24 protein-coding genes are annotated in these 24,124 nt (G+C 69.8%); 19 read left to right on the plus strand and 5 right to left on the minus strand.

Annotated features, from left to right (window positions below; genetic code table 11):
- The first annotated feature begins 211 nt into the window (after positions 1-211).
- From dop to prcA, 4 genes are all read left to right on the plus strand, one after another.
- The gene (gene dop / locus J7I98_RS08755) at positions 212-1,723 is read left to right on the plus strand and encodes a depupylase/deamidase Dop (protein WP_374225093.1); all 1,512 of its coding nucleotides are present in this window, start codon (positions 212-214) and stop codon (positions 1,721-1,723) included.
- Between the two features lie 120 nt (positions 1,724-1,843).
- Positions 1,844-2,062, plus strand: coding sequence for a ubiquitin-like protein Pup (locus J7I98_RS08760; protein ID WP_214920041.1), 219 nt, complete (start codon positions 1,844-1,846; stop codon positions 2,060-2,062).
- 168 nt (positions 2,063-2,230) lie between these two features.
- Entirely contained in the window at positions 2,231-3,076 is an 846-nt protein-coding gene (gene prcB / locus J7I98_RS08765; protein ID WP_214920042.1) for a proteasome subunit beta, read from the plus strand.
- Between the two features lie 35 nt (positions 3,077-3,111).
- Positions 3,112-3,858 (plus strand): proteasome subunit alpha, encoded by a 747-nt coding sequence (gene prcA / locus J7I98_RS08770; protein WP_214920043.1) that lies wholly within the window; start codon positions 3,112-3,114, stop codon positions 3,856-3,858.
- A 55-nt stretch (positions 3,859-3,913) separates the two neighbouring features.
- Here the strand turns inward: prcA and J7I98_RS08775 are convergent, their stop codons facing one another.
- A complete protein-coding gene (locus J7I98_RS08775; protein ID WP_214920044.1) occupies positions 3,914-5,014 on the minus strand; it encodes a LacI family DNA-binding transcriptional regulator in 1,101 nt (366 codons plus the stop codon).
- A gap of 64 nt (positions 5,015-5,078) precedes the next feature.
- Here J7I98_RS08775 and J7I98_RS08780 point away from each other — a divergent pair, with 64 nt between their 5' ends.
- The 13 genes from J7I98_RS08780 (at position 5,079) to J7I98_RS08840 (ending at position 18,519) form a co-directional block, all read left to right on the plus strand.
- Positions 5,079-6,350, plus strand: coding sequence for an MFS transporter (locus J7I98_RS08780; protein WP_214920045.1), 1,272 nt, complete (start codon positions 5,079-5,081; stop codon positions 6,348-6,350).
- Positions 6,351-6,359: 9 nt separating this feature from the next.
- On the plus strand, positions 6,360-7,721 hold the full coding sequence (pafA, locus tag J7I98_RS08785; RefSeq protein WP_214920046.1) for a Pup--protein ligase: 1,362 nt from the start codon (positions 6,360-6,362) through the stop codon (positions 7,719-7,721).
- A 150-nt stretch (positions 7,722-7,871) separates the two neighbouring features.
- Positions 7,872-8,822, plus strand: coding sequence for an FKBP-type peptidyl-prolyl cis-trans isomerase (locus J7I98_RS08790; RefSeq protein ID WP_214920047.1), 951 nt, complete (start codon positions 7,872-7,874; stop codon positions 8,820-8,822).
- 51 nt (positions 8,823-8,873) lie between these two features.
- The gene (locus J7I98_RS08795) at positions 8,874-9,248 is read left to right on the plus strand and encodes an FKBP-type peptidyl-prolyl cis-trans isomerase (RefSeq protein WP_214920048.1); all 375 of its coding nucleotides are present in this window, start codon (positions 8,874-8,876) and stop codon (positions 9,246-9,248) included.
- Between the two features lie 117 nt (positions 9,249-9,365).
- On the plus strand, positions 9,366-10,322 hold the full coding sequence (locus J7I98_RS08800; RefSeq protein ID WP_214920049.1) for a YafY family protein: 957 nt from the start codon (positions 9,366-9,368) through the stop codon (positions 10,320-10,322).
- Positions 10,323-10,338: 16 nt separating this feature from the next.
- Positions 10,339-11,295 (plus strand): YafY family protein, encoded by a 957-nt coding sequence (locus tag J7I98_RS08805; protein ID WP_214920050.1) that lies wholly within the window; start codon positions 10,339-10,341, stop codon positions 11,293-11,295.
- 14 nt (positions 11,296-11,309) lie between these two features.
- Positions 11,310-11,564 carry a phage terminase large subunit family protein gene (locus tag J7I98_RS08810; protein WP_214920051.1) on the plus strand — a complete coding sequence of 85 codons (255 nt, stop codon included), beginning with the start codon at positions 11,310-11,312 and terminating at the stop codon, positions 11,562-11,564.
- 17 nt (positions 11,565-11,581) lie between these two features.
- Complete coding sequence (locus J7I98_RS08815; RefSeq protein WP_214920052.1) at positions 11,582-11,779, plus strand: hypothetical protein; 198 nt, start codon at positions 11,582-11,584, stop codon at positions 11,777-11,779.
- A gap of 211 nt (positions 11,780-11,990) precedes the next feature.
- The gene (gene tatA / locus J7I98_RS08820) at positions 11,991-12,290 is read left to right on the plus strand and encodes a Sec-independent protein translocase subunit TatA (protein ID WP_214920053.1); all 300 of its coding nucleotides are present in this window, start codon (positions 11,991-11,993) and stop codon (positions 12,288-12,290) included.
- Positions 12,291-12,400: 110 nt separating this feature from the next.
- On the plus strand, positions 12,401-13,312 hold the full coding sequence (tatC, locus tag J7I98_RS08825; protein WP_214920134.1) for a twin-arginine translocase subunit TatC: 912 nt from the start codon (positions 12,401-12,403) through the stop codon (positions 13,310-13,312).
- A gap of 85 nt (positions 13,313-13,397) precedes the next feature.
- Positions 13,398-16,223, plus strand: a complete 2,826-nt coding sequence (locus J7I98_RS08830) for an RNA helicase (protein ID WP_214920054.1) — start codon at positions 13,398-13,400, stop codon at positions 16,221-16,223.
- 230 nt (positions 16,224-16,453) lie between these two features.
- Positions 16,454-17,836: a cytochrome P450 gene (locus J7I98_RS08835; RefSeq protein WP_214920055.1), complete on the plus strand. Its 1,383-nt coding sequence runs from the start codon at positions 16,454-16,456 to the stop codon at positions 17,834-17,836.
- A 32-nt stretch (positions 17,837-17,868) separates the two neighbouring features.
- Positions 17,869-18,519 (plus strand): TetR/AcrR family transcriptional regulator, encoded by a 651-nt coding sequence (locus J7I98_RS08840; RefSeq protein WP_214920056.1) that lies wholly within the window; start codon positions 17,869-17,871, stop codon positions 18,517-18,519.
- Here the strand turns inward: J7I98_RS08840 and J7I98_RS08845 are convergent, their stop codons facing one another.
- The 3 genes from J7I98_RS08845 to J7I98_RS08855 form a co-directional block, all read right to left on the minus strand.
- Positions 18,520-19,467: an ADP-ribosylglycohydrolase family protein gene (locus tag J7I98_RS08845; protein ID WP_214920057.1), complete on the minus strand. Its 948-nt coding sequence runs from the start codon at positions 19,465-19,467 to the stop codon at positions 18,520-18,522.
- Between the two features lie 61 nt (positions 19,468-19,528).
- The gene (locus J7I98_RS08850; RefSeq protein ID WP_214920058.1) at positions 19,529-20,371 is read right to left on the minus strand and encodes a siderophore-interacting protein; all 843 of its coding nucleotides are present in this window, start codon (positions 20,369-20,371) and stop codon (positions 19,529-19,531) included.
- Between the two features lie 65 nt (positions 20,372-20,436).
- Entirely contained in the window at positions 20,437-21,342 is a 906-nt protein-coding gene (locus tag J7I98_RS08855) for a 5'-3' exonuclease (RefSeq protein ID WP_214920135.1), read from the minus strand.
- Between the two features lie 309 nt (positions 21,343-21,651).
- Here J7I98_RS08855 and J7I98_RS08860 point away from each other — a divergent pair, with 309 nt between their 5' ends.
- Together J7I98_RS08860 and J7I98_RS08865 are read left to right on the plus strand one after the other, a co-directional pair.
- Complete coding sequence (locus J7I98_RS08860) at positions 21,652-22,233, plus strand: helix-turn-helix domain-containing protein (RefSeq protein WP_214920059.1); 582 nt, start codon at positions 21,652-21,654, stop codon at positions 22,231-22,233.
- Positions 22,234-22,246: 13 nt separating this feature from the next.
- Positions 22,247-22,954: a helical backbone metal receptor gene (locus J7I98_RS08865; RefSeq protein WP_214920060.1), complete on the plus strand. Its 708-nt coding sequence runs from the start codon at positions 22,247-22,249 to the stop codon at positions 22,952-22,954.
- Here the strand turns inward: J7I98_RS08865 and J7I98_RS08870 are convergent.
- Positions 22,893-24,032 carry a TDT family transporter gene (locus tag J7I98_RS08870; RefSeq protein ID WP_214920061.1) on the minus strand — a complete coding sequence of 380 codons (1,140 nt, stop codon included), beginning with the start codon at positions 24,030-24,032 and terminating at the stop codon, positions 22,893-22,895. The two genes, J7I98_RS08865 and J7I98_RS08870, sit on opposite strands and share 62 nt — an antisense overlap.
- Positions 24,033-24,124 lie beyond the last annotated feature (92 nt).

The following is a 24,124-nucleotide window of genomic DNA, read 5'->3' on the forward strand; positions in this document are numbered from 1 at the left end:
GCAGCCGGTTGCTTTCTCCGGCACGGTGGCCACCACATCGACAACACAGAGCAATGACGGAATTGATCTCCCCACCAGCGCAAAGGCGTTCTAGGCTCTTCGGTACCGCCGGGTCGCGCAGTGCGGAGACGGGCACCGCACACGCACCGGAGAACCAGCGGTACTTGAGTGCCGCCCCCGTCCGGGGGCGTCGCCGGGCAAGGAGGGCCGCATGACCGTACGGCGAGTAATGGGCATCGAGACGGAGTACGGGATCTCCGTCCCCGGCCACCCGAACGCCAATGCCATGCTCACCTCATCTCAGATCGTCAACGCTTACGCGGCGGCGATGCACCGGGCGCGGCGTGCCCGGTGGGACTTCGAGGAGGAGAACCCGCTGCGGGACGCGCGAGGCTTCGACCTCGCCCGGGAAGCCGCCGACAACAGCCAGCTCACCGACGAGGACATCGGCCTCGCCAATGTCATCCTCACGAACGGCGCCCGGTTGTACGTCGACCACGCGCACCCCGAGTACAGCTCCCCGGAGGTCACCAATCCGCGGGACGCGGTCCTGTGGGACAAGGCCGGCGAGCGGATCATGGCGGAGGCCGCGATGCGCGCCGCCCAGCTGCCCGGGGCGCAGCCGATCCACCTCTACAAGAACAACACCGACAACAAGGGCGCGTCGTACGGCACGCACGAGAACTACCTGATGAAGCGGGAGACCCCGTTCTCGGACATCGTCCGCCACTTGACGCCGTTCTTCGTGTCCCGGCAGGTCGTGACCGGCGCGGGGCGCGTGGGAATCGGCCAGGACGGCCACGAGCACGGCTTCCAGCTCAGCCAGCGGGCCGACTATTTCGAGGTCGAGGTGGGCCTCGAAACCACACTCAAGCGCCCCATCATCAACACCCGCGACGAGCCGCACTCCGACGCCGAGAAGTACCGCAGGCTGCACGTCATCATCGGCGACGCGAACCTCTCCGAGATCTCGACGTACCTGAAGCTGGGCACGACGGCCCTGGTTCTTTCGATGATCGAGGACGGCTTCATCAATGTCGACCTCGCGGTCGACCAGCCCGTACGCACGCTGCACCAGGTCTCGCACGACCCGACGCTGCAGCGGCTGATCACGCTGCGCAGCGGCCGGACACTCACCGCAGTCCAGCTTCAGATGGAGTACTTCGAGCTGGCTCGCAAGTACGTCGAGGAGCGGTTCGGCGCCGACGCCGACGACCAGACGAAGGACGTCCTGACCCGCTGGGAGGACGTCCTGAACCGGCTGGAGAACGACCCGATGAGCCTGTCCGGGGAGCTGGACTGGATCGCCAAGCGGGAGCTCCTGGAGGGCTACCGCAGGCGCGACGCCCTGGACTGGGACGCCGCAAGGCTCCACCTGGTCGACCTGCAGTACGCCGACGTACGCCCCGAGAAGGGCCTGTACAACCGTCTGGTGGCCCGCGGCAAGATGAAGCGGCTGCTGGACGAGAACAGGGTCGAACAGGCCCGGACGAAGCCTCCTGAGGACACCCGGGCATATTTCCGCGGCCGCTGCCTGGAGCAGTACGCCGACGACGTCGCGGCGGCCTCCTGGGATTCGGTCATTTTCGACCTGCCGGGACGGGACTCGCTCCAGCGGGTGCCCACGCTGGAACCGTTGCGCGGTACACGCAATCACGTCAAGGAGCTCCTTGACCGCTGCCGGACCGCGGAGGACCTGGTCCGCGTGCTCTCGGGCGGCTGAAAGGGGCAGCGCCGGGGAATCATGGAGGTGGGCCCCGGACGTTGTGGAAACTGCGGGGCCTTTGTCGGACCCTGCTTGTAGGGTCTGATCTTGTACGTCACACCGAGCGGGGTGAGGGATATGGCGACCAAGGACACTGACGGCGGACAGCAGAAGGCCACACGTTCCACCGAGGCCACCGAGGAGCAGGCGCAGGACGCGCAGGCTTCGGAGGACCTCAAGGAGCGCCAGGAAAAGCTGTCGGACGATGTCGACTCCGTACTGGACGAGATCGACGACGTCCTCGAAGAGAACGCCGAGGACTTCGTGCGTTCCTTTGTCCAAAAGGGCGGAGAGTAACTCCCCCCAACTTCGTTGGGGACACCCCCGGTTGTCCGTCCCGGGGCCGTGGGCCGAGGCCGGCCGCACCGGGACGGATGACCGGCGGGCGTACGGGTATGGTCCGTGCAAGTTTGAAAGATCGGCCCGGCCCGAGTGGCGGGCCGCCGCCTATCCGGAAGGAAACGCGTGGAAGCCAACCCTCGTAGCACCGGGCGTCTGCCGGCTGCCTTCCTGACGCCCGGCTCGTCGTCATTCATGGACTTCCTGGGCGACCACTCGCCCGAGATGCTGCCGGGAAAGCGCGTCCTGCCGCCCGTGAAGGGCGTCATCGAGGCGCCGCACGGCACCACCATCGTCGCCGCCGCGTTCCCCGGCGGCGTGGTGCTCGCCGGTGACCGGCGGGCCACCATGGGCAACATGATCGCGCAGCGCGACATCGAGAAGGTCTTCCCGGCCGACGAGTACTCGGCCGTGGGGATCGCGGGCACGGCGGGCTTGGCCGTGGAAATGGTCAAGCTCTTCCAGCTGGAGCTCGAGCACTTCGAGAAGGTCGAGGGCGCCCAGCTCTCCCTGGAGGGCAAGGCCAACCGGCTCTCCACGATGATCCGCAGCAACCTGGGCATGGCCTTGCAGGGCCTGGCCGTCGTCCCGCTCTTCGCGGGCTGGGACGTCGACCGCGAGAAGGGCCGCATCTTCTCGTACGACGTGACGGGCGGCCGGTCCGAGGAGCACGGCTTCGCGGCCACCGGTTCCGGTTCGATTTTTGCCCGCGGGTCGATGAAGAAGCTGTTCCGTGACGATCTGACGGAGCAGCAGGCGACCACTCTGGTGGTCCAGGCGCTGTACGACGCGGCCGACGACGACTCGGCGACCGGCGGCCCCGACGTGGCCCGCCGTATCTACCCGATTGTCACCGTCATCACCGAAGACGGCTTCCGGAAGCTGACCGAGGCGGAGTCCTCCGAGCTCGCCCGAGCGATCCTCGAGCGCCGGCTGGAGCAGCCCGACGGCCCCCGGGCCGCGCTTCTCTGATGAATTCTCCACTGACAGAAAGGGACGGATAGCCGGTGTCGACGCCGTTCTATGTCTCACCCCAGCAGGCCATGGCCGACCGGGCGGAATACGCCCGGAAGGGCATCGCCCGCGGTCGCAGCCTTGTCGTGCTGCAGTACGCCGACGGCATCGTATTCGTCGGCGAGAACCCGTCCCGTGCGCTGCACAAGTTCAGCGAGATCTACGACCGGATCGGTTTCGCGGCCGCCGGCAAGTACAACGAGTACGAGAACCTGCGTATCGGCGGCGTCCGGTATGCCGATCTCCGTGGATACACCTATGACCGCGAAGACGTGACGGCCCGTGGGCTCGCCAATGTCTACGCGCAGACGCTGGGCACCATCTTCTCCAGTGCGGCCGAGAAACCGTACGAGGTGGAGCTGGTCGTCGCCGAGGTCGGGGCCGAGCCCGAGGGCGACCAGATCTACCGGCTGCCGCACGACGGCTCGATCGTCGACGAGCACGGCTCGGTCGCGGTCGGCGGCAACGCGGAACAGATCAGCAGCTTCCTCGACCAGCGCCACCGCGACGGTATGACGCTGGCAGAGGCGCTCAAGCTCGCCGTGCAGGCCCTCTCGCGGGACACCAACGGCAGCGAGCGGGAGATCCCCGCCGAGCGTCTCGAGGTCGCGGTCCTGGACCGCACGAGGCCGCAGCAGCGGAAGTTCAAGCGCATCGTCGGCCGTCAGCTGTCCCGCCTGCTGGAGGCGGACGGCGACGCGGCCGCGCCGACCGAGGCGCCTTCGGACACCGAGGAGTAACGCCGCACGGCTCGTCCTGTGCCCCGACCGCCCAGCCGGCCGGGGCACAGCCATGTCAGGCTCGGGCGGTGGAACCGCGGACGACCAGCTCCACCGGGAGGTCTCCGCCCTCGGGCTCGCGGCCGTCCAGGACGGCCAGCAGCGCCGCCATGCCCCGCTCGCCGACCTGCTCGGCGGGCAGCCGCACGGTGGTGAGTTCGGGCTCCACGGCCGTCGCGAGCGCGAGGTCGTCGAAGCCGGTGACCGAGACGTCCTCGGGCACCCGCAGACCGAGCCGCCGCACCGCCTTGCAGGCGCCCGCGGCGAGGATGTCGTCGTCGCAGACGAGCGCGGTCGGCCGGGGCCCGGGACCGGTGAGCGCCAGTTCGGCGGCCTCCCTCGCGCTGTGTACGTCGAGGGGCGCGGGCACGGTGCGTACCTCCGCGTCCGGGGCCGCGCGCAGCGCTTCGCGGAGCGCCCCGGCCCGTACATCGAAGGTCCAGGAGTCCACGGCCGAGGCGAGATGGACGAACCGGCGGTGGCCGAGGCCGAGCAGATGCTCCGTCACCTGCCGCATCCCGTCCGCGATGTCGAGGTTCACGTGCGCGGCGGCGCCCGGGTCCGCAGGGTCGCTGTCGAGCATCACGAGCGGCAGCCCCGCGCCCCGGATCGTGGCGAGCGCGCCGGCGGCCATCGAGGACGCGATGACGCCGTCCAGCGCGGCCCGCGCCGACGCGAAGGGGTCCCTGGCGGGGCCCGTACCGTCGGGGGAGGGGTAGAGGACGACGCCGAAATCGTGCTCGGCGGCCGTGCGGGCGGCGCCCGCGTAGACCCGGGCGAAGAACTCGTTGGTGAGCGCGGGCACTACGAGCAGCGCCGTCCTGGTCCTGCCGAGCCGCAGGCTCCGGGCGGCGAGATTCGGCCGGTACCCCAGCTCCCGCGCGGCCTCGCGCACCAGACCTGCGGTGCGCTCCGAGACCCGCCCGCGCCACTTGTCGCCGAGTACGAGCGACACGGTCGCCTGCGAGACCCCGGCGGCCCGGGCCACGTCCCTGCTGGTCGGCGTCCCGGAGGCCACCTCCGAAGTGGCGCCCCCGTGTGTGTCGTCCGGGCTGCTCACTCGTGCCTCCGTATCGATGCTCACTCTCCGCGAGGTAGACCCGCGAACTGCGCTCATGGTACGTATGACGCAGGACGTTATACGTAAAACTTCGGTTCGCGCCGGGGGAGAGGGGCACGACATGGCCGCGGGATACGCGGAACTCCTCAGGACGCGGCACGCCGCGCGCCTGCTCGCAGGCACCCTGGTCGGCCGGCTGCCCAACGCCACCGCGCCGATCGCGATCGTGCTCTTCACCCGCGCCGAGGGCGGCAGCTACTCCCTGGCGGGCGGCCTCGCCGCGGTGTACGGCCTCGGCAATGCCGTCGGGCAGCCGCTGCTGGGCCGTGCGGTGGACCTGTTCGGGCAGCCGCGCGTCCAGCTTCCCTCCGCCGTCCTCTCCGCCCTCGGCATGGTCCTGCTCACGCTCGTCGGCATCGACCCGCTGCTTCTCGCGTACGCCGCCGTGGCCGCCGCCGGTGTCTTCACCCCGCCGCTGGAAGGCGGCCTGCGTGCCCTGTGGCCCAGCGTGCTCGGCCGCGAGGACCGGGTGCACCGGGCGTACGCCCTGGACGCGGTGGCGCAGGAGGTGATGTTCACAGTCGGTCCGCTGCTGGTGACTCTGCTCGTGTCGCTCTGGTCGCCTGCCGCCGCACTGCTTGTCATCAACGCGATAGGGGTGCTGGGCGCGCTCTCCGTCGTACTCTCCGAGCCGTCGCGGGCCTGGCGCTCGGCGCCCCGTGAAGCCCACTGGCTGGGCGCCCTGCGCTCGCCGGGCCTGCTGGCCCTCCTGGGCTCGTTCTTCTTCGTCGGCCTCGCGCTCGGCTCGATCACCGTCGCGGGTGTCGCATACGCCGACGACCACGGCCGGGAGGCGGTGTACGGCTGGCTGATGGCGGCGCTGGGACTCGGCGCGCTGGCCGGCGGCATGGTGTACGGCGCCCGCGAGTGGGCAGGGGCCCCCGAACGGCGGCTGCGCGTCATCGTCGCTCTGCTCGCGCTCGGCTATCTGCCGTTGATGCTCACCCCGGGGATACCCGCCATGACGGTGCTCGCCGCCGTCTCCGGAGTCTTCCTGGCCCCCGCGCTCGCCTGCGCCTTCATCGTGGTCGACAGGCACGCCCCGCGCGGCACCGTCACCGAGGCGTTCTCCTGGCTGGTCACCACCTTCGGCGTGGGCGCGGCGGTCGGAACGGGTGCCGCGGGACCGGCAGTCGAGCACGGCGGCACCGTCGCGAGCTTCGCCGTCGCCGCGGGGGCGGGAGTGGCCGCACTGCTCGTCCTGTTGGCCACCCAGCGGGTTCTCACCATTCCCGATACCGCTCCCCTTCCCGCCGGGTCCGACGTAATCCCTTGCGAAAATGATCGAATCGGTGCGGCCGAACCCGGTTTCAGGACAGGCCATCAGGCGTAATGTTCAGTCATGGATCGCCGCATTTTCGGGCTGGAGAACGAGTACGGCGTCACGTGCACGTTCAGGGGACAGCGCCGACTGTCACCTGACGAAGTGGCGCGCTACCTCTTCCGCCGTGTTGTGTCATGGGGCCGCAGCAGCAATGTCTTCCTGCGGAACGGCGCCCGCCTCTACCTCGACGTGGGATCGCATCCGGAATACGCAACCCCCGAATGCGACAACGTGACCGAGCTCGTCACCCACGACAAAGCGGGCGAGCGCATTCTCGAAGGCCTGCTCGTCGACGCCGAACGCCGCCTGCACGAGGAGGGAATCGCCGGCGACGTCTATCTCTTCAAGAACAACACCGACTCTGCGGGAAACTCATACGGCTGCCACGAGAATTACCTGGTGGCCCGTCACGGAGAGTTCTCCCGGCTGGCGGACATCCTCATCCCGTTCCTCGTCACGCGCCAGCTGATCTGCGGCGCCGGCAAGGTGCTGCAGACCCCGCGTGGCGCGGTCTTCTGCGTCAGCCAGCGCGCCGAGCACATCTGGGAGGGCGTCAGCTCCGCGACCACCCGCTCCCGGCCGATCATCAACACCCGCGACGAACCGCACGCGGACGCCGAGCGCTACCGCAGGCTCCACGTCATCGTCGGCGACTCGAACATGTCCGAGACGACCATGCTGCTCAAGGTCGGCGCCACCGACCTCGTACTGCGCATGATCGAGGCGGGCACGGTCATGCGCGACCTCACCCTGGAGAACCCGATCAGGGCCATCCGTGAGGTCAGCCACGACACCACCGGACAGCGCAAGGTGCGCCTGGCCAGCGGGCGCGAGGCGTCCGCCCTCGAAGTGCAGCGCGAGTACTACGAAAAGGCTGTCGACTTCGTGGACCGCCGCGGCATTCGTACGGGCACGGTCGAACAGGTCCTCGAACTGTGGGGCCGCACGCTCGACGCGATCGAGGCCGAGGACCTCGACCGGATCGGCACCGAGATCGACTGGGTCATGAAGTACAAGCTCATCGAGCGGTACCGGGCCAAGCACAACATGACCATGTCGCATCCCCGGGTCGCGCAGATAGACCTCGCGTATCACGACATTCACCGTCGGCGCGGGCTCTACTACCTGCTGGAGAGGAAGGGGCAAGCCGCCCGTATCTGCAACGACTTGAAGATCTTCGAGGGCAAGTCGGTGCCGCCGCAGACCACCAGGGCGCGGCTGCGCGGCGACTTCATCCGGAGAGCTCAGGAGCAGCGGCGGGACTTCACCGTCGACTGGGTGCACCTCAAGCTCAACGACCAGGCGCAGCGCACCGTGTTGTGCAAAGACCCCTTCCGGTCGGTGGACGACCGGGTGGAGAAACTCATCGCCGGTATGTGAGCTGGTGTGTGAGCTGTTGATTCCGGATCTCTCCGGTCTCTCCCGGCTCTCCGGGAACGCGACTCGGGCCTCGCACGTTTCTCGTGCGGGGCCCGAGCCACGCCTTAGAGTGGCGGGCGACTACTGTGCCGTCTGAGATCTGAGGAACACGTGCGCCGACTTGCCGGCCTACTTGTCGTCCCCCTGCTGCTGCTCTCGACAGCGGCGTGCGGCAGCGATGACAAGGGCTCCGACTCCACCTCGTCAAAGAACGGACTGCCGGCGATCACCGCGGGCGCCAAGTTCGGCGAGAAGCCCACCCTCTCCAAGGGGGAGGGGGACCCGCCCAAGGAGCTGAAGACCGAGGTCATCAGCAAGGGCAAGGACGACGCTGCGACGCTCAAGAAGGGCGACGCCATCGAGGTGAACTACCTCGGTCAGCAGTGGGACTCCGACAAGCCCTTCGACAACAGTTTCGACCGCAAGCAGCCCTTCCCGCTGACTCTCGGCGCCGGCATGGTCATCCCCGGCTGGGACAAGGGCCTGGAGGGCCAGAAGGTCGGCAGCCGCGTCCAGCTCGTCATTCCGCCGGAGCTCGGTTACGGCGCGCAGGGCCAGCCGCCGTCGATCAAGCCCAACGCCACCCTGGTGTTCGTCGTGGACATTCTGAAGGCCAAGAGCATTCCGAGCTCCGCCAAGGGCAACGAGGTCGCGCAGGACAACATCGACCTGCCCAAGGTCGGCACGAACACCGACGGCAAGGCGCCGAAGGTCACCATGCCGAAGGACGCCGACGCGCCGAAGAAGCTCGTCTCCAGGTACGTGCTGGAGAGCGATGGCGCGAAGGTGAAGGACAGCGACACCGTGTCCGTCGCTTACCAGGGCCTGATCTGGAAGGGCGGCAAGCTCTTCGACAGCACGTACGCCCAGGGCAAGACCCAGCAGTTCGCGCTGCCGCAGGTCACGGTCAAGGGCCTCAAGGACGGTCTGATCGGCAAGAAGGTCGGCAGCCGCGTCCTCCTCGTCATCCCGCCGGACCAGGCTTTCGGTGACAAGAAGCAGGACGCCATCCCCGCCAACTCGACGCTGGTCTTCCAGGTGGACATCCTCGCGGTGATGTAAGGATGCGAGACTGTCCAGGTTGCCCAGTTCGTAGTTAAGAGGAGCATTTCCGTGAGCATCGAGAAGCCCGAGGTCGACTTCCCCGGTGGCGAGCCGCCGAAGGATCTGGAGATCGAGGACATCTGGGAGGGCGACGGCGCGGTGGCCAAGGCCGGCGACTTCGTCAAGGTCCACTACGTGGGTGTGGCCTTCTCCACGGGCGAGGAGTTCGACGCGTCCTGGAACCGCGGCAACCCGCTGGAGTTCAAGCTCGGTGCCGGCCAGGTCATCTCCGGCTGGGACCAGGGCGTGCAGGGCATGAAGGTCGGCGGCCGTCGCCGGCTGACCATCCCCGCGCACCTCGCGTACGGCGACCGCGGCGCCGGTGGCGGCGTCATCGCCCCGGGCGAGACGCTGATCTTCGTCTGCGACCTCGTCGCGGTCTGATCCGGCTCCAGCAGCACAGTACGAGGGCTCGTGCCGAACGGCATGGGCCCTCGGCTTTTGCCGCGACACCCCCGGGCGGTACGGTCAAGGGTCGTAGAGCAAGTAGAGAGGGTGCCGATGGCGATTGCCAAGGCCGAACGGTTGATGAATCTGGCGCTGTGCCTGCTCGGGACCCGGCGCCCGCTCAGCAAGCGGGAACTCCGGGGGTCCATCGAGGCCTACCTGGAAGCCGGCAGCGACGATTCTTTCAACCGGATGTTCGAGCGCGACAAGGATGATCTGCGCGAACTCGGTCTGGTCATCGAGACCGTCGAAAACCTCGACGGCGACGCCGGATATCTGGCCCGCCGAGACAGCAACCGGCTCCCCGCCATCACCCTGGACGCCGAGGAGGCCGCCGCCCTCGGCCTCGCCGCCAAGGTCTGGCAGCAGGCCCGCCTCGCCGGAGCCGCCAGTGGCGCCCTGCAGAAACTCCGCGCCGCCGGGATGCCGGAGGCGGAGGATCCGTTCGAAGGCCACCAGAGCGCCCTCGAACCCCGGATCCCCGTGCACGAGGCGGCCTTCGAGCCGCTGATGCTGGCCTGCCGCGACCGCCGCCCCGTCGTCTTCGACTACCGCAAGGGCAACGCCGCCCGCCCCGAGACCCGGCAGGTCGAGCCGTGGACGCTGGAGTGCTGGCGCGGCCACTGGTATCTGGCGGGCTGGGACCGGGACCGGGGCGCCGAGCGCGTCTTCCGGCTCTCCCGGATCACCGGCAAGGTCCGCTCCCGCGCCGGTTCCTTCACGGCCGAGGTGCCGGACGTCGTGACCGTACGCGAGACCGTCGAGACCTGGGCGGGCGAGACCGCGACCCGCAGCGCCCTGATCAAGCTGCGCCAGGGCTCCGGCTATCCGCTGCGGGCCAGGGCCACGGCCGTACGGGACCTGGGTGACGGCTGGGACGAGCTGGCGATTCCGTACGGGCACGGGCTCGACGCCTGGCTCGTCGAGCTCGGCCCCGAGGTCGTCGTACTGGAGCCCGCTGATCTGCGGGCGGACGTCGTGGACCGGCTGCGCGCCGTGGCCAAGGACTGAGGGGGACCACGACTTCATGGCCACGAACGCGATCGACCAGACCCGGCGGATGCTCTCCCTGGTGACGTATCTGCGCGAGCGCCCCGGCGCGCACGTCAGTGATGTCGCCCGCGCCTTCGGGATCACCGAGGACGAGCTGATCTCCGACCTCGACGTCCTGCCCATGTGCGGTACGAGCTTCCGGGGCGGCGATCTCCTCGACATCGACACCGACGGCGACAGGATCTGGTGGCACAACGCCGACGACATCGCGGCGCCGCTGCGGCTGGCCGCCGACGAGGCCACCGCGCTGCTCGTAGCCGCCCGGGCCGTCTCCACCCTCCCCGGCCTGCGCGAGGGCGACCGGCAGGCGCTGCTGCGGGCCACGGCGAAGCTGGAGACCGCGGCGGGCGAGGTGGCGGGCGCCAGCTCCCGGCTCTCGGTGACCTTCGAGTCCGAGGGCGGTGTCTTCGCCGACGTCGACCGGGCGATCTCGGAGCGGCGCAGGCTGTGGCTGCGGTACTACTCCCCGGCGCGTGACGAGCTGACCGAGCGCGAGGTCGACCCGATCCGGCTGTTCGCGGTCGGCCATACGTACATGGAGGCCTGGTGCAGGCTCTCCGAGGCGCGGCGTACGTTCCGCCTGGACCGGGTCGCCGAGATCAAGCTGCTCGACGAACCGTCCTCGCCGCCGGAGATCGAGCTGCGGGATCTGTCGGAGGGGCTGGTCCAGCCCTCGGTGGATGATCCCGAGGTGGTGGTGGAGGTCGGCCCCGGTGGCCGCTGGGTCGCCGAGTACTACCCGCACGACAGTGCCGAGGAGCTGCCGGACGGCGGCCTGCGGATCACGCTGCGCACGCCCGATCCGGCTTCGCTGCGGCGGCTCGCCCTGCGGCTCGGCGGGGACGGGCACATCGTGTCGCCACGGGATCTGGCGGTCAGCGCGCGGGAAGCGGCCCGTGAGGCGCTTGAGGCGTACGAGAGCCAGGCGTAAGGAGATTGGTGGATATGTCGCTATTGCCCGGTATTCCCACTCAAGTGGGCCCGGTCCTCTTCAAAGCGGCCTGCCCGGACTGCGGCGCCCGCTTCGAACTGTCGGCGGGAGCACTGCGGTTGGCGATCGGCGCCAGCCGCCGTACGACCTTCTACTCCTTCACCTGCCCCGAGTGCGACGCCGCGGTGCGCAAGCCGGCGGGCGAGCGGATCGTTGAACTGCTCACAGGCGGCGGCGTGCGGACGCTGCGCCTCCACTCCACCGTCTGACCGTCTAGGCTCTGCGCATGCTCTGGCCGATGCTCGCAATTGCTCTGGGTTTCTGTGGTCTCGCCGTACTCGGCGTCCTGGCGGTCAGGGTCTTCACCGAAGTCCAGCGCCTCGGACGCCAAGTCGCGCACGCCTCACGGGAGATCAGTCAGGCCGCGGAGAACCTGGAGAGCGCGGCGGAAGACCTGGCGCGCACTGGCGAAGCGTTGCGCTAGGAAGCGCGCCCTCCGCCACGAGGCCGTCCGGACGGTACGCTGCTGAAAGCGGCCTCTGGAGCGAGGCGCGGGCCGCAATCCGGTGTACGCACGGGCATTGCCCTGCGTTTACTCCCACGGGTTACGATCGCTGCGAGCGCGGCGACCGGACAAGTGTCCGGCCGGTCGGGCATCAGACTCCCTGTCGCCTCGGTGAAGAAGGTAAAAAGCTATGGGTAGGCTCGGCCCCACCGAGATCATTCTCATCCTCGTCATCATCATCCTGCTGTTCGGTGCCAAGAAGCTTCCGGACATGGCTCGTTCGCTGGGCAAGTCGGCCCGCATCCTCAAGAGCGAGGCCAAGGCGATGAAGAAGGACGACGACCAGAGCGCTCCGGCCGACCCGCCGCCGCACGTGACGGGCGTGGCCCAGGACCAGGCCACACCCGCGCCGCGCACGATCAAGGCAGCTCCGGGTGACGTGACGAGCTCGCGCCCCGTCGCCGAGTCGACCGACACGACCAAGCGCTGACACCTGGGCCGCCGCAGGCACCGCGAAGATCGGTGACCGCCTGCCGCACGAGATGAGGACGTGGGTTGCTCAAGTCTGCCCCCAAACTGGAGAAGGACCCCGAGGGGCGTATGCCTCTCGTGGAGCACCTGCGTGAGCTGCGCAACCGGCTTGCCAAGGGTCTGCTCGCGATCATGGCGGTCACGATTGTGGCCCTCGTGTACAGCGAGGAGCTCATGGCGTTCCTGACGCAGTCGGTGCCCAAGTGCGATAAGGGCGAAACGAGCGACGGCGGTAACTGCGCGATTGTCTCCTTCAACACGCTGATGGCTCCCTTCAGCGTGACGATCCAGGTCAGCCTCACCGCCGGTCTCGTCCTCGCGAGCCCTGTCTGGCTGTACCAGCTCTGGGCCTTCGTGGCGCCCGGGCTGCACAAGACCGAGAAGAAGTACACGTACGCCTTCGTCGGGGCTGCGGTGCCGCTGTTCTCGGCCGGCGCCTATCTCGCGTACCTCATCCTTCCCATCAGCGTGAAGGTGCTCATCAGCCTGACGCCGGAAGGCTCCGCGAACATCCTGTCCCTGGGCGACGTGCTCGACTTCACCCTGCGGATGGTGCTCGTCTTCGGCCTCGCCTTCGAACTGCCGCTGGTGCTGGTGATGCTCAACCTCACGGGCGTCCTCAGCGGCCGCCGCATGCTCCGCTGGTGGCGGGGTGTGATCATGGGCGTCTTCGTCTTCGGCGCGATCATCACGCCCACGACCGACCCGGTCGGCATGCTGGCCCTGGCCGGGCCCATCACCGTCCTTTACTTCCTGGCGGTCGGGTTCTCGCTGCTGAACGACAAGCGCCGGGAGCGGAACAACCCCGACGCGGAGCTGGACGACGACGAGGCGTCCGCGCTCGACCTCACGCCCGAGGCGATCGGCGAGATCGAGACGGTCTCCGCATCGCGTGCCGCGCTGCCCGAGCAGGCCGGCAGCGAGAGCGGCGGGTCCAGGCCGGCGCCGAAGCAGCTGAACGGTTACGACGACATCACCTGACCTTCTGGGGCCCGGCCGGGGTTCTTGTCCGGTGAAATAAAGATCGGGCTGAGTGTCAGACGTGGCGGGTAGGCTCGAAGACAAGATGACAGAGGACCTTTCCCCAGCTGAGCGATACGCCGCCGCCCGGACCCGCGCCGTCGAGCAGGCCACCGCGCTCGCGCCATTCCGCGAGCTGTACGACTTCGAGCTGGACCCTTACCAGGTCGAGGCATGCCAGGCACTTGAGGCCGGCAAGGGCGTGCTCGTCGCTGCCCCGACCGGGTCGGGCAAGACGATCGTCGGCGAGTTCGCCGTGCACCTCGCCCTCGCCGAGGGCCGCAAGTGCTTCTACACCACGCCGATCAAGGCGCTGTCCAACCAGAAGTACCAGGACCTCGTCAAACGCTACGGCGCCGGCAAGGTCGGCCTGCTCACCGGTGACAACAGTGTCAACGGCGACGCCCCGGTCATTGTCATGACCACCGAGGTCCTGCGGAACATGCTGTACGCGGGATCGCAGGCCCTGCTCGGGCTCGGCTACGTCGTGATGGACGAGGTGCACTACCTCTCCGACCGCTTCCGGGGCGCTGTCTGGGAAGAGGTGATCATCCACCTCCCCGAATCGGTGACGCTGGTATCACTGTCGGCGACCGTGTCCAATGCTGAGGAGTTCGGCGACTGGCTGGACACCGTCCGCGGCGACACCGAGGTGATCGTCTCCGAGCACCGGCCCGTGCCGCTGTGGCAGCACGTGTTCGCCGGACGCAAGATGCACGACCTCTTCGAGGAGTCCGACGACGGCAGGGGCGGCAGGCGCGAGGTCAACCCCGACCTGGTGCGCATGGCGCGGATGGAGAGCGGCAGCCCGCACCAGTCGCGCGACCGCCGCCGCGGCAGGAACATGCGGGAGGCAGACCGGGAGCGGGAGCGCAGAGAGCGCACCCGTATCTGGACGCCTTCGCGGCCCGAGGTCATCGAGCGGCTGGACAACGCGGGCCTGCTGCCCGCGATCACCTTCATCTTCAGCCGGGCCGGCTGCGAGGCCGCCGTACAGCAGTGTCTGTACGCGGGACTGCGGCTCAACGACGAGGACGCGCGCCGGCTGGTGCGCGAGATCGTCGAGGAGCGGACGGCATCGATTCCCGGCGAGGACCTGCATGTCCTCGGGTATTACGAATGGCTCGAAGGCCTGGAGCGGGGCATCGCCGCACACCACGCGGGCATGCTGCCGACCTTCAAGGAGGTCGTCGAAGAGCTCTTCGTCCGGGGACTGGTCAAGGCCGTCTTCGCGACCGAGACGCTGGCGCTCGGCATCAACATGCCTGCCCGCTCCGTGGTCCTGGAGAAGCTCGTCAAGTGGAACGGCGAGCAGCATGCCGACATCACACCCGGCGAGTACACCCAGCTGACCGGCCGGGCCGGGCGGCGTGGCATCGACATCGAGGGCCACGCGGTCGTGCTGTGGCAGCGCGGCATGGACCCGGGCGCGCTCGCGGGGCTGGCCGGGACGCGTACGTATCCGCTGCGGTCCAGCTTCAAACCGTCGTACAACATGGCGGTGAACCTGGTGCAGCAGTTCGGGCGGCACAGGTCGCGTGAGCTGCTGGAGACCTCCTTCGCGCAGTTCCAGGCCGACAAGTCGGTCGTCGGGATCTCCAGGCAGGTCCAGAAGAACGAAGAGGGCATCGCGGGCTACCGGGAGGGCATGACCTGCCATCTCGGGGACTTCGAGGAGTACGCGCGGCTGCGCCGCGAGCTCAAGGACCGCGAGACCGAACTGGCCAAGCAGGGCGCGGTCCAGCGGCGGGCCGCGGCGGCCGCGTCGCTGGAGAAGCTCAAGCCGGGCGACGTCATCCACGTACCCACCGGCAAGTTCGCCGGGCTGGCGCTGGTGCTCGACCCGGGGCTGCCGGCCGGGCGTGCCAACGGGCACCGGGGCTTCGATCAGCACGACGGGCCGCGGCCCCTGGTGCTCACGGCCGAGCGGCAGGTCAAGCGGCTCGCGTCGATCGACTTTCCGGTGCCGGTCGAGGCTCTGGAGCGGATGCGCGTCCCCAAGTCGTTCAACGCGCGCAGCCCGCAGTCGCGTCGCGACCTGGCCTCCGCGCTGCGGACCAAGGCGGGGCACATCGCGCCCGATCGGCACCGCAAACAGCGGGCGGCCGCGGCCGACGACCGTGAGATCTCCCGGCTGCGCTCCGAGTTGCGGGCGCACCCGTGCCACGGCTGTGACGAGCGTGAGGACCACGCCCGCTGGGCCGAGCGATACCACCGGCTGCAGCGCGACACGAAGCAGCTGGAGCGGCGCATCGAGGGCCGGACGAACACCATCGCCCGTACCTTCGACCGGATTTACGCGCTGCTGACCGAGCTCGACTATCTGCGTGGGGACGAGGCCACCGAACACGGCAAGCGGCTGGCCCGGTTGTACGGGGAGCTCGACCTGCTGGCGTCCGAGTGCCTGCGGGCCGGTGTGTGGGAAGGGCTCAGCCCGGCCGAACTGGCTGCGTGCGTCTCGGCGTTGGTGTTCGAGGCGCGGCAGTCGGACGATGCGGTCGCGCCGAAGCTGCCCACGGGTCCGGCCAAGGCAGCGCTGGGCGAGATGGTCCATATCTGGGGCAGGCTCGATGCCCTGGAGGAGGACTTCAAGATCAACCAGGCGGAGGGTGTCGGGCAGCGCGAGCCCGATCTCGGCTTCGCCTGGGCTGTGTTCATGTGGGCCTCGGGCAAGGGGCTCGACGAGGTGCTGCGCGAGGCCGAGATGCCGGCCGGTGACTTCGTCCGCTGGTGCAAGCAGGTCATCGACGTACTGGGGCAGATCGCGGCGGCCGCGCCGTCCACGCCCGACGGCAGTACGGTCGCCAAGAACGCGCGCAAGGCGATGGATGCGGTGCTGCGGGGTGTTGTGGCGTACTCGTCGGTGGGCTGACCGGCGTACGCGCGTACGTAGTAACCGGGCTTTACCTGTGCGTCGCTCCCCTCGCGGGGGCGGCGCACTGCACGTGTGTGGGGGTGGTGCGTGTGGGGTCAACGAGGCTGGTGTGACAGGTCTTTGGGGGTTATCCACAGGGGTGGTGCGGTGTCGGACCTGTGCGCTTCCATGGGGTCAGGCGTAGCGCACGACTCGGAGCGCGCCACCTGAGCAGGGGGGGACCCGTCATGACCACGGACACCGGAGCGGCCGTCGAGGCACAGCGACAGGGGCGGGGGACCACTGTGGCTGGTCCGCGCGGGGTGCCGTTCCTCGGGAATCTGCCTCAGTTCGGGAAGGATCCGCTCGCTTTCTTCGAGCGGCTGCGGGAGCACGGGGACCTGGTGCGCTGGCGGTTCGGACCCAAGCCGTCGCTGTTCCTCGCCGACCCGCGGCACATCGGTGAGCTGCTGACCGAGACGGAGCGGACCTTCGACCAGCCGGAGCTGGGGATCGCGTTCCGCACGGTGATGGGCAATGGGGTGGTTGTGGCCCGTGGACCGGACTGGCGGCGCAAGAGGTCGCTGGTGCAGCCGTCCGTGCGGCCGAAGCAGGTGCGGTCCTACGCCTCGACGATGGCGGGGTGCGCGGTGGAGCTCGCCGACCGGTGGTCGGACGGTGAACGGGTCGACATCAAGAGGGAGATGGCCGCCCTCACGCAGCGGATCGCCGTCCGCACCATTTTCGGTGCGGACACCGACACCGACACCGACGCCGATGCCGAGGCGATCGGCAGAGCGATGGATGTCGCGCAGCGGGAGATAGGCGCGGAGTTCAGCGGTATCGGAGCGCTGCTGCCGGACTGGGTGCCGACCAGGGGGAGGGCCAGGATCAGACGGGCCGCAGCGGTCATCGATGCCGAGGTCGCCCGGGTTGTCGCCCGGCACAGGCAGGGCGACGGGGAGCGCCCCGATTTGCTGAGCCGGCTGCTCGCCGCGCAGGACGAGACCGGGGCGCGGCTCTCGGACGAGGAGATACGCGACGAGACCGTCACCCTGTACATCGGAGGGCACGAGACGACCAGCAGCACCCTGGTGTGGGCGTGGTACCTGCTCGCCCGCAATCCACGGGTGCGGGAAGCTCTCGCCGGGGAACTGGACCGGGTGCTCGGCGACCGTGAGCCGGGCTTTGAGGACTATGCGCGACTCACCTACACCCAGGCGGTGGTGAAGGAGACACTGCGGCTGTATCCGACGATCTGGCTGATCACAGGGGTGGCCAAGGAGGGAGCGCAGATCGGCGGGCTGCCGCTGACGCCGGGGACCCGGGTGTGGAGCAGCCAGTGGGTCACTCAGCGCGACGCCCGGTGGTTCCCGGAGCCGGAGGAGTTCCGGCCCGAGCGGTGGGACGCCGTAGGAGGCGACGAGATGCCGGAGTACGCGTGGTTCCCGTTCGGTGGCGGGCCTCGCGTGTGCCTCGGGGCGCGGTTCGCCATGGTCGAGTCGGTGCTCGTACTGGCTGTCCTGGCACGGCGGTTCGAGCTGGACGTCGACCCCGGTGAGATACGGCCCGTGCCTGCGCTCACGCTTCAGCCGGACAGGGAGGTGCTGGCGAGCGTCCGGGCGCGGTAGCGGCGGTGGACGGATATGCGACGATCAGCGCCATGAGCACCACAGTGAGGCGGGTCGGCAGGCCGCGCGCCGAAAAGCGGCCGGACAGCGGGATTTCGCCCCGTGAGGAACTCCTCACGGCGGCAGCGGAGTTGTTCACCACCCGCGGGTACGCGGCGACGACCACCCGTGCCGTCGCCGAGCGGGCGGGAATGCGACAGGCGACGATGTACCACTATGTCGCGGGCAAGGAGGAGCTCCTCGCCGACCTCCTGGAGTCCACCGTCACGCCGTCCCTGGCGCTTGCACTGCGCCTGCTCGCCGACGACACGGCATCGGCCGAGGCCCGGCTCTGGCAGCTCTGCCGTTCCGACGTCGAGCTGTTGTGCGCCGGGCCGTACAACCTGGGTGCGCTCTATCTGCTGCCCGAAGTACGCACGCCGACCTTCTCCGGCTTCCACCGGGCACGGGCCGGTCTGAAGGACGCCTATGGGCAGCTGCTGGCCTCGACGGAGGCCTGCCGAGCGCTGGACGAGGGCGAACTCGCGCTCCGTACGGACCTGGTCTTCGGCCTCATCGAGGGCGTGATCCTGATCCACCGCTGCGACCCGGACCGCCCGCCCGCCGCCTTCGCGACGGCCACGGCGGACGCGGCCCTGCGCATCGCGGGCATCACGGAACGCCCGGCGTCCCCGGCGGCCTGATCACGTGTGCCGGTCGTGCGGCCCGGCTTGCTCCAGCCGCTCCGCGAGGCCGGCGAGTTCGGGTGTACGGAGCACCCGCCCCCCGAATCCGGGGAGCGGTACATGGAGTGGCCCGGTCCACCGCTCAGGGACGGCCGACACCCCGTACACCGCCCCGGCGAGGCCGCCGGTGACCGCGGCCACGGTGTCCGTGTCCCCGCCGAGGTCGATCGCGGCGCACAGCGCGTCCTCGAAGCGGCTGGTTGTGCGCAGTGCCCACAGGGCCGAGCCCAGGCACGGCCACACCGCGCCGTTGAACTCGGTCGCGTGGTCCGGGTGCCAGTCCGGAGCGAGCACAGTGGACCACCGGACCCGATGATCGGGGTGTACGAGGGCGAGGGCGTCAGGTACGGCGGCGAGCGGGTCACCGCCGTCCAGCGCGACGCGTACCAGCGCATGGAGGACAGCTGTGCCCTCCCATGCGGCGCGGTCCCCGTGCGTGAGTGCCGCGATGCGCCGGGCGGCGTCCATCGTGCCCTCGTGGCCCGCCCCCGCGAAGTACACGGCGGAGGTGGCTGCCCGCATGAGCGAACCGTTGCCTGCCGCACGTCCGTTCAGCTGGAAATGAAGTGCGGCCGCGACGTCCCAGGGCTCACCGTTGGTGAGGACATCCTCGGTCTGGAGCCCTATGTCCTTCGGCTCGCCGGCCGCCCAGTGCTGGAACCGCCGGAAGATGTCCTGGAGTTCGAGTCCGCCGCACTCCAGCAGCGATTCGCAGACGAGCACGGCCATCTGCGTGTCGTCCGTCGCCTCGCCGGGATCCCAGCCGCCGCCCCCGCACATCGTGGCGACGCCGTCCGGGAAGCGTTCGGAGAGCGCCCCCGCGAGCGCGAACTCGAAAGGGGCGCCCAGGGCGTCGCCCACCGCTGAACCGACGACTGTTCCGACCACTCGGTCTCTACGGTGCATGGGGCAAGCGTAGAGATACGTCGCTGCCGGTCCGGGGCGTGAGGCTGCTTGGGCCGGACTGTCAGGTGGCCGACTCCTGTTCGCGTTCTACCTGCTCGTTCCACTCGCGCTTCACCGCGCGCCACGCGTCGTCGTCCTGGCCGAGGCGCCAGTAGCCGGAGATCGAGAGGCGCTCGCGCGCGATTCCGCGGTCCATCCGCAGGTAACGGCGGAGGTCCTTCACGAAGCCGGCCTCGCCGTGGACGAAGGCGTGTACGTCCCCGGCCGGGAATTCCAGGCCGCGCACGGCGGCGATCAACGCCTCGCCCACCGGGCGGTCGCCCCGGTGCAGCCAGGTGATCGCGACACCGTCCGGGGTGACAGTCTTCTGCTCCTCCTCGGGGCCCGCCACCTCGACAAAGGCGTGTACGAGGGCCCCTTCCGGCATGCGCTCCACCGACGCGGCGATCGCGGGCAGCGCACTCTCGTCGCCGACCAGCAGGTGCCAGTCGGCCGCCGGGTCCGGCGCGTAGCCGCCGCCCGGACCGAGGAAACGCATCGTCTCGCCCGGCTGGACACGGGCCGCCCACGGTCCCGCCAGGCCCTCGTCGCCGTGCACCACGAAGTCGACGGTCAGCTCGCGCTGCACCGCGTCCCAGTTGCGCACGGTGTACGTCCGGGTGACCGGCCACTGCTCCGCCGGGAACTCCTCCCGGATGCGGGCCATGTCGAACGGCTCCGGGTAGGTCACGCCCGCAGCCGGGAAAAGCACCTTGATGTAGTGGTCGGTGAACTCGTCCGCCGCGAAGCCGTCCAGGCCGTCACCGCCCAGGACGATGCGCACCATGTGCGGAGTGATCCATTCGGTGCGCATCACCTGAGCCTCGCGGGCCTTCGGTGCCTTGCGGGCCGGTCGTTCTGCCACGGCGCTCTCCCCTGACTGTCGTGTTGCACAGGCATGTACTGCTTAGGCTTACCTAAGTTAACAGTCTAGCCGTGCAGAGTGGTGAGCAATCGCTGCAGAGCTCCGCCGAGGCCCCACCGTGCCGCCAGCTCGTCCAGCGACGCCGGGTCGCGCGGCTCGGTGGGCAGTGCGGGGTCGAAGTCCGGCAGCGGTACGTCGGAGGCGACGCGCACGACCTTCGGTGCGACCGCGATGTAGTCCCGCGCCTCGTCGAGCCGCTTGCGCTGCGAAGGCGTCAGCTTCGACGCCGGGTCGCCGACGGCCGCCATGATCCCGGCCAGGTCCCCGTACGTGGCGAGCAGCTTCGCCGCCGTCTTCTCGCCGATGCCGGAGACGCCGGGCAGCCCGTCGCTCGGGTCGCCGCGCAGCAGCGCCAGGTCGACGTACCCCGGGCCGTCCACGGCGTACTTCTCGCGGAGCCACGCCTCGTCGGTGACCTGGAGCGTGCCGACACCCTTGAGCGGGTACAGCACGCGAATTCCGCGGGCGTCGTCGACCAGCTGGTAGAGGTCGCGGTCGCCCGTGACGATGTCGACGGGGCCGGTGGCGCGGCTCACGAGCGTGCCGATCACATCGTCGGCCTCGTACGGCTCGACGCCGACCCGGGCGATCCCGAGCGCATCGAGCACGTCCTCGATGATCGGCACCTGCGGCGAGAGCGTGTCCGGGATTTCCTCCTCGTCCGGGCCCGTCGCGGTGAACTCCGCGACGCGGTGGGCCTTGTACGAGGGGATCAGCTCGACCCGCCAGTGCGGCCGCCAGTCGGCGTCCATGCACGCGACGAGGTCGTCGGGGTGGTGGTCCTGGACGAGCCGGGTGATGAAGTCCAGCAGCCCACGTACGGCATTGACGGGCGTACCGTCCGGAGCCCGCACGGAATCCGGGACTCCGAAATACGCGCGGAAGTAGAGGGAAGCGGTGTCGAGGAGCATCAGGCGTCGCGTCACACCCCGATCATGCCGTACGCCGTGAAAGCGGCCGGGGCACCGGCCCGCCCCTCGCGGCTGTCCGCCCCAGCTGTGCCGTCCGCACGCCAATGACCTGCGCATACGCGCGGACGCCACGCCCGCGGGGCGCGGCAGCTGCTGTACTGGGACACACTGCGGCCCGTACGCTCCTCATGTTGTCCGGCCGGACAGACGAGGGGACCTTCCCTGACGTATGTACGAAACCGTCGTGTGAAGCTGCGTAGGCTGCACACTGCCGTCTGAGGACCACGAGACAGGGAGGGAGGCGGACCGATGGACGACAAGGAAGCACTCCGGGTCGGTACGGCCGTCCGCAGGCGCCGCAAGTCCATGGTGCTCACCCTCGCCACGGTCGCGGCCCGCAGCGGACTCTCGGTGCCCTTCCTCAGCCAGATCGAGAACGAGCGGGCCCGGCCCAGCACGCGCTCGCTGGAGCGGGTCGCCGAGGCCCTGGAGACGACCGCGGCCGAGCTGATCGCCGCCGCCGACTCCGGCCGCACGGTCGACGTCGTACGGGCCACAGAGGAAGAGGGCGCCCGTGACGGCGACGCGACAGGCGTGCGGTGCGTGGTGCGCGGGCGGCATCAGCTGCGCGCCACCGAGTACACCGGGGAGCAGGACACCGGACGCGAGTTCCAGCACCACGGCGACGAACTGATGTACATCGCGGACGGCGCGGCCGAGGTCGAGGCCGAAGGACGGGCGTACCGGCTGGAGCGCGGCGACACGCTGTTCCTGTCCGGCGGCGTACGCCACCGGTGGCGGGCCACCGTGCCCGGCACCCGGATTCTCGTCGTCGCGGCGGCCGGCACCGTAGGCCACGAAGCCCCCGGCATCGTCGGCCACGAAGCCTGAGGACCGGCCTGCCTTGCGCGTCGTCTCGCTCGTGCCGTCCCTGACCGAAGCGATCGCCGTCAGCGCGCCGGGGCTGCTCGTCGGTGCGACCGACTGGTGCAGCCACCCGGCGCATCTCGACGTCGTACGGGTCCGGGGCACCAAGAACCCCGACGTGGAGGCCATCGTCCGGCTGCGGCCCGATCTGGTCGTCGCCAACGAGGAGGAGAACCGCGAGCCCGACCTCGCTGCCCTGCGGCAGGCCGGGCTCACGGTCATGGTCACGGTGATCCGGGACCTGCCCGAGGCCTTCGCCGAGCTGGAACGGGTTCTGGTCGCCGGGTGCGGGCTGGGCGCACGCCCGGCCTGGCTCGACGCGGCGGAGGAAGCGTGGGGCGGGGAGCGGCCGGGCCCCCGGCTGAAGGCGATCGTGCCCATCTGGCGCAGGCCCTGGATGGTGCTGGGCCGCGACACCTTCGCCGGGGACCTGCTGGCCAGGCTCGGTGTCGACAACCTCTACGCAGGGCACGCCGAGCGCTATCCGCGCATCCCGGTCGACGAGTTGCGCGCGGCCGGGGCCGATCTGGTGGTCCTGCCGGACGAGCCGTACCGCTTCGCGGCCGACGACGGCCCCGAGGCGTTCCCCGGGCTGCCCGCCGCACTCGTCAGCGGCCGCCACCTCACCTGGTACGGGCCGTCACTGGCCGAGGCGCCCGGGGTGCTGCGAGCAGCGCTCCGCTGACCAGGCCTCGCAGCGTACGGAATCCGGCGACCGCCCAGGCGACGACCAGCACGGCGTACAGGGCGGCGGCGAGGGCGCTGAAGGCGTCGAGCCCGGTGTGGCGCGCGAGCCCGGCGGCGCCCGTGACGCACGTACCGACGGGGAAGGTGAATGCCCACCACGTCATGGCGAACGGCATCCCGTCCCTGGCCGCGCGGACCACCATCGCCGCGGCGAGCGCCAGCCACAGCAGTGCGAAGCCCATTACGGGAACGCCGTAGAGGACGGCGAACGCGCCGAGTCCGCTCGCGTACGGCGCTCCGATCGCGTCAGGTGCCACGTCCGCGAGCGTGTTGACCGCGGTCGCGGACTGGCCGAGCGGTCCGAGGACGAGAAAGAGGGTCGGCGTCAGCGCGAGCGGCAGCGGGCCCTGGTGGACGAGCCGGGCGAATATGAGCGGCAGCATCAGCAGGGTGGCGAGCAGGCTGACGCCGAACATCGCGTAGCAGGCGAGCAGCATCGACTCCTGCCACTGACCGTCGGGCAGATGCGGGATCAGCTGCGGCCCGATTGCGGCCGACACCATGGGCGGGACGACGGCCAGCAGCCACACGGCGGAAGCGCTGCCGGGCTCGACCCGATGCCGTACGACCATGAGATACGGGATCGCGACCGCGCACGCCAGCCCGATGACCGTCCCGACGCACCACAGCACGGCGCCGCCCGCCAGGGCGGCTTCCGGCCCGATGACGTCCCGGCCGAGGGCCACCGTGCCGCTGCCGACCGAGAGCAGGGCCATCGCGACACAGCCGTAGAAGGGGGCGACCGCCGGGTCGAGGAGATGAGCGCCCGCCTGATCGCGGTGGTACGCCCAGTGGCCCGCGCGGGCGAGCAGCAGTGCGCAGAGCAGCAGTGCGGAGAGCGCCCACACAACGGTGCAAGCGGGGCGGAGCCCGGGGAGGGCGAGGGGCACGGTGACGCCGGCATTGGCGACGATGGCGGTGCCCATGACCGTGGCGTACCAGTTGGGCCCGAGATGGCGCAGCGCGGGGAGCCGGGGGCCGACAAGGAGGGGGCGGGGCTGCGCACAGGTGGCCATACGCCCACCTTCTGCGTAAGCCGGGGCCCCCACCAGGGACGATTTATGTATGGCCCCATAAACTGGCCTTATGACGCAGTCCGCTTCTGCTT

Source organism: Streptomyces sp. ISL-98 (assembly GCF_018614055.1).
Lineage (GTDB): Bacteria > Actinomycetota > Actinomycetes > Streptomycetales > Streptomycetaceae > Streptomyces > Streptomyces spiramyceticus.

Excerpts from the sequence above, each read along its gene's own strand:
- dop (WP_374225093.1), top strand. The coding sequence starts at position 212 with ATGACCGTACGGCGAGTAATGGGCATCGAGACGGAGTACGGGATCTCC.
- J7I98_RS08760 (WP_214920041.1), top strand. The coding sequence starts at position 1,844 with ATGGCGACCAAGGACACTGACGGCGGACAGCAGAAGGCCACACGTTCC.
- J7I98_RS08775 (WP_214920044.1), bottom strand. The coding sequence starts at position 5,014 with ATGAGCGCAGTTCGCGGGTCTACCTCGCGGAGAGTGAGCATCGATACG.
- J7I98_RS08780 (WP_214920045.1), top strand. The coding sequence starts at position 5,079 with ATGGCCGCGGGATACGCGGAACTCCTCAGGACGCGGCACGCCGCGCGC.
- pafA (WP_214920046.1), top strand. The coding sequence starts at position 6,360 with ATGGATCGCCGCATTTTCGGGCTGGAGAACGAGTACGGCGTCACGTGC.
- J7I98_RS08800 (WP_214920049.1), top strand. The coding sequence starts at position 9,366 with ATGGCGATTGCCAAGGCCGAACGGTTGATGAATCTGGCGCTGTGCCTG.
- J7I98_RS08805 (WP_214920050.1), top strand. The coding sequence starts at position 10,339 with ATGGCCACGAACGCGATCGACCAGACCCGGCGGATGCTCTCCCTGGTG.
- J7I98_RS08810 (WP_214920051.1), top strand. The coding sequence starts at position 11,310 with ATGTCGCTATTGCCCGGTATTCCCACTCAAGTGGGCCCGGTCCTCTTC.
- J7I98_RS08815 (WP_214920052.1), top strand. The coding sequence starts at position 11,582 with ATGCTCTGGCCGATGCTCGCAATTGCTCTGGGTTTCTGTGGTCTCGCC.
- tatA (WP_214920053.1), top strand. The coding sequence starts at position 11,991 with ATGGGTAGGCTCGGCCCCACCGAGATCATTCTCATCCTCGTCATCATC.
- tatC (WP_214920134.1), top strand. The coding sequence starts at position 12,401 with ATGCCTCTCGTGGAGCACCTGCGTGAGCTGCGCAACCGGCTTGCCAAG.
- J7I98_RS08830 (WP_214920054.1), top strand. The coding sequence starts at position 13,398 with ATGACAGAGGACCTTTCCCCAGCTGAGCGATACGCCGCCGCCCGGACC.
- J7I98_RS08835 (WP_214920055.1), top strand. The coding sequence starts at position 16,454 with ATGACCACGGACACCGGAGCGGCCGTCGAGGCACAGCGACAGGGGCGG.
- J7I98_RS08840 (WP_214920056.1), top strand. The coding sequence starts at position 17,869 with ATGAGCACCACAGTGAGGCGGGTCGGCAGGCCGCGCGCCGAAAAGCGG.
- J7I98_RS08845 (WP_214920057.1), bottom strand. The coding sequence starts at position 19,467 with ATGCACCGTAGAGACCGAGTGGTCGGAACAGTCGTCGGTTCAGCGGTG.
- J7I98_RS08855 (WP_214920135.1), bottom strand. The coding sequence starts at position 21,342 with ATGCTCCTCGACACCGCTTCCCTCTACTTCCGCGCGTATTTCGGAGTC.
- J7I98_RS08860 (WP_214920059.1), top strand. The coding sequence starts at position 21,652 with ATGGACGACAAGGAAGCACTCCGGGTCGGTACGGCCGTCCGCAGGCGC.
- J7I98_RS08870 (WP_214920061.1), bottom strand. The coding sequence starts at position 24,032 with ATGGCCACCTGTGCGCAGCCCCGCCCCCTCCTTGTCGGCCCCCGGCTC.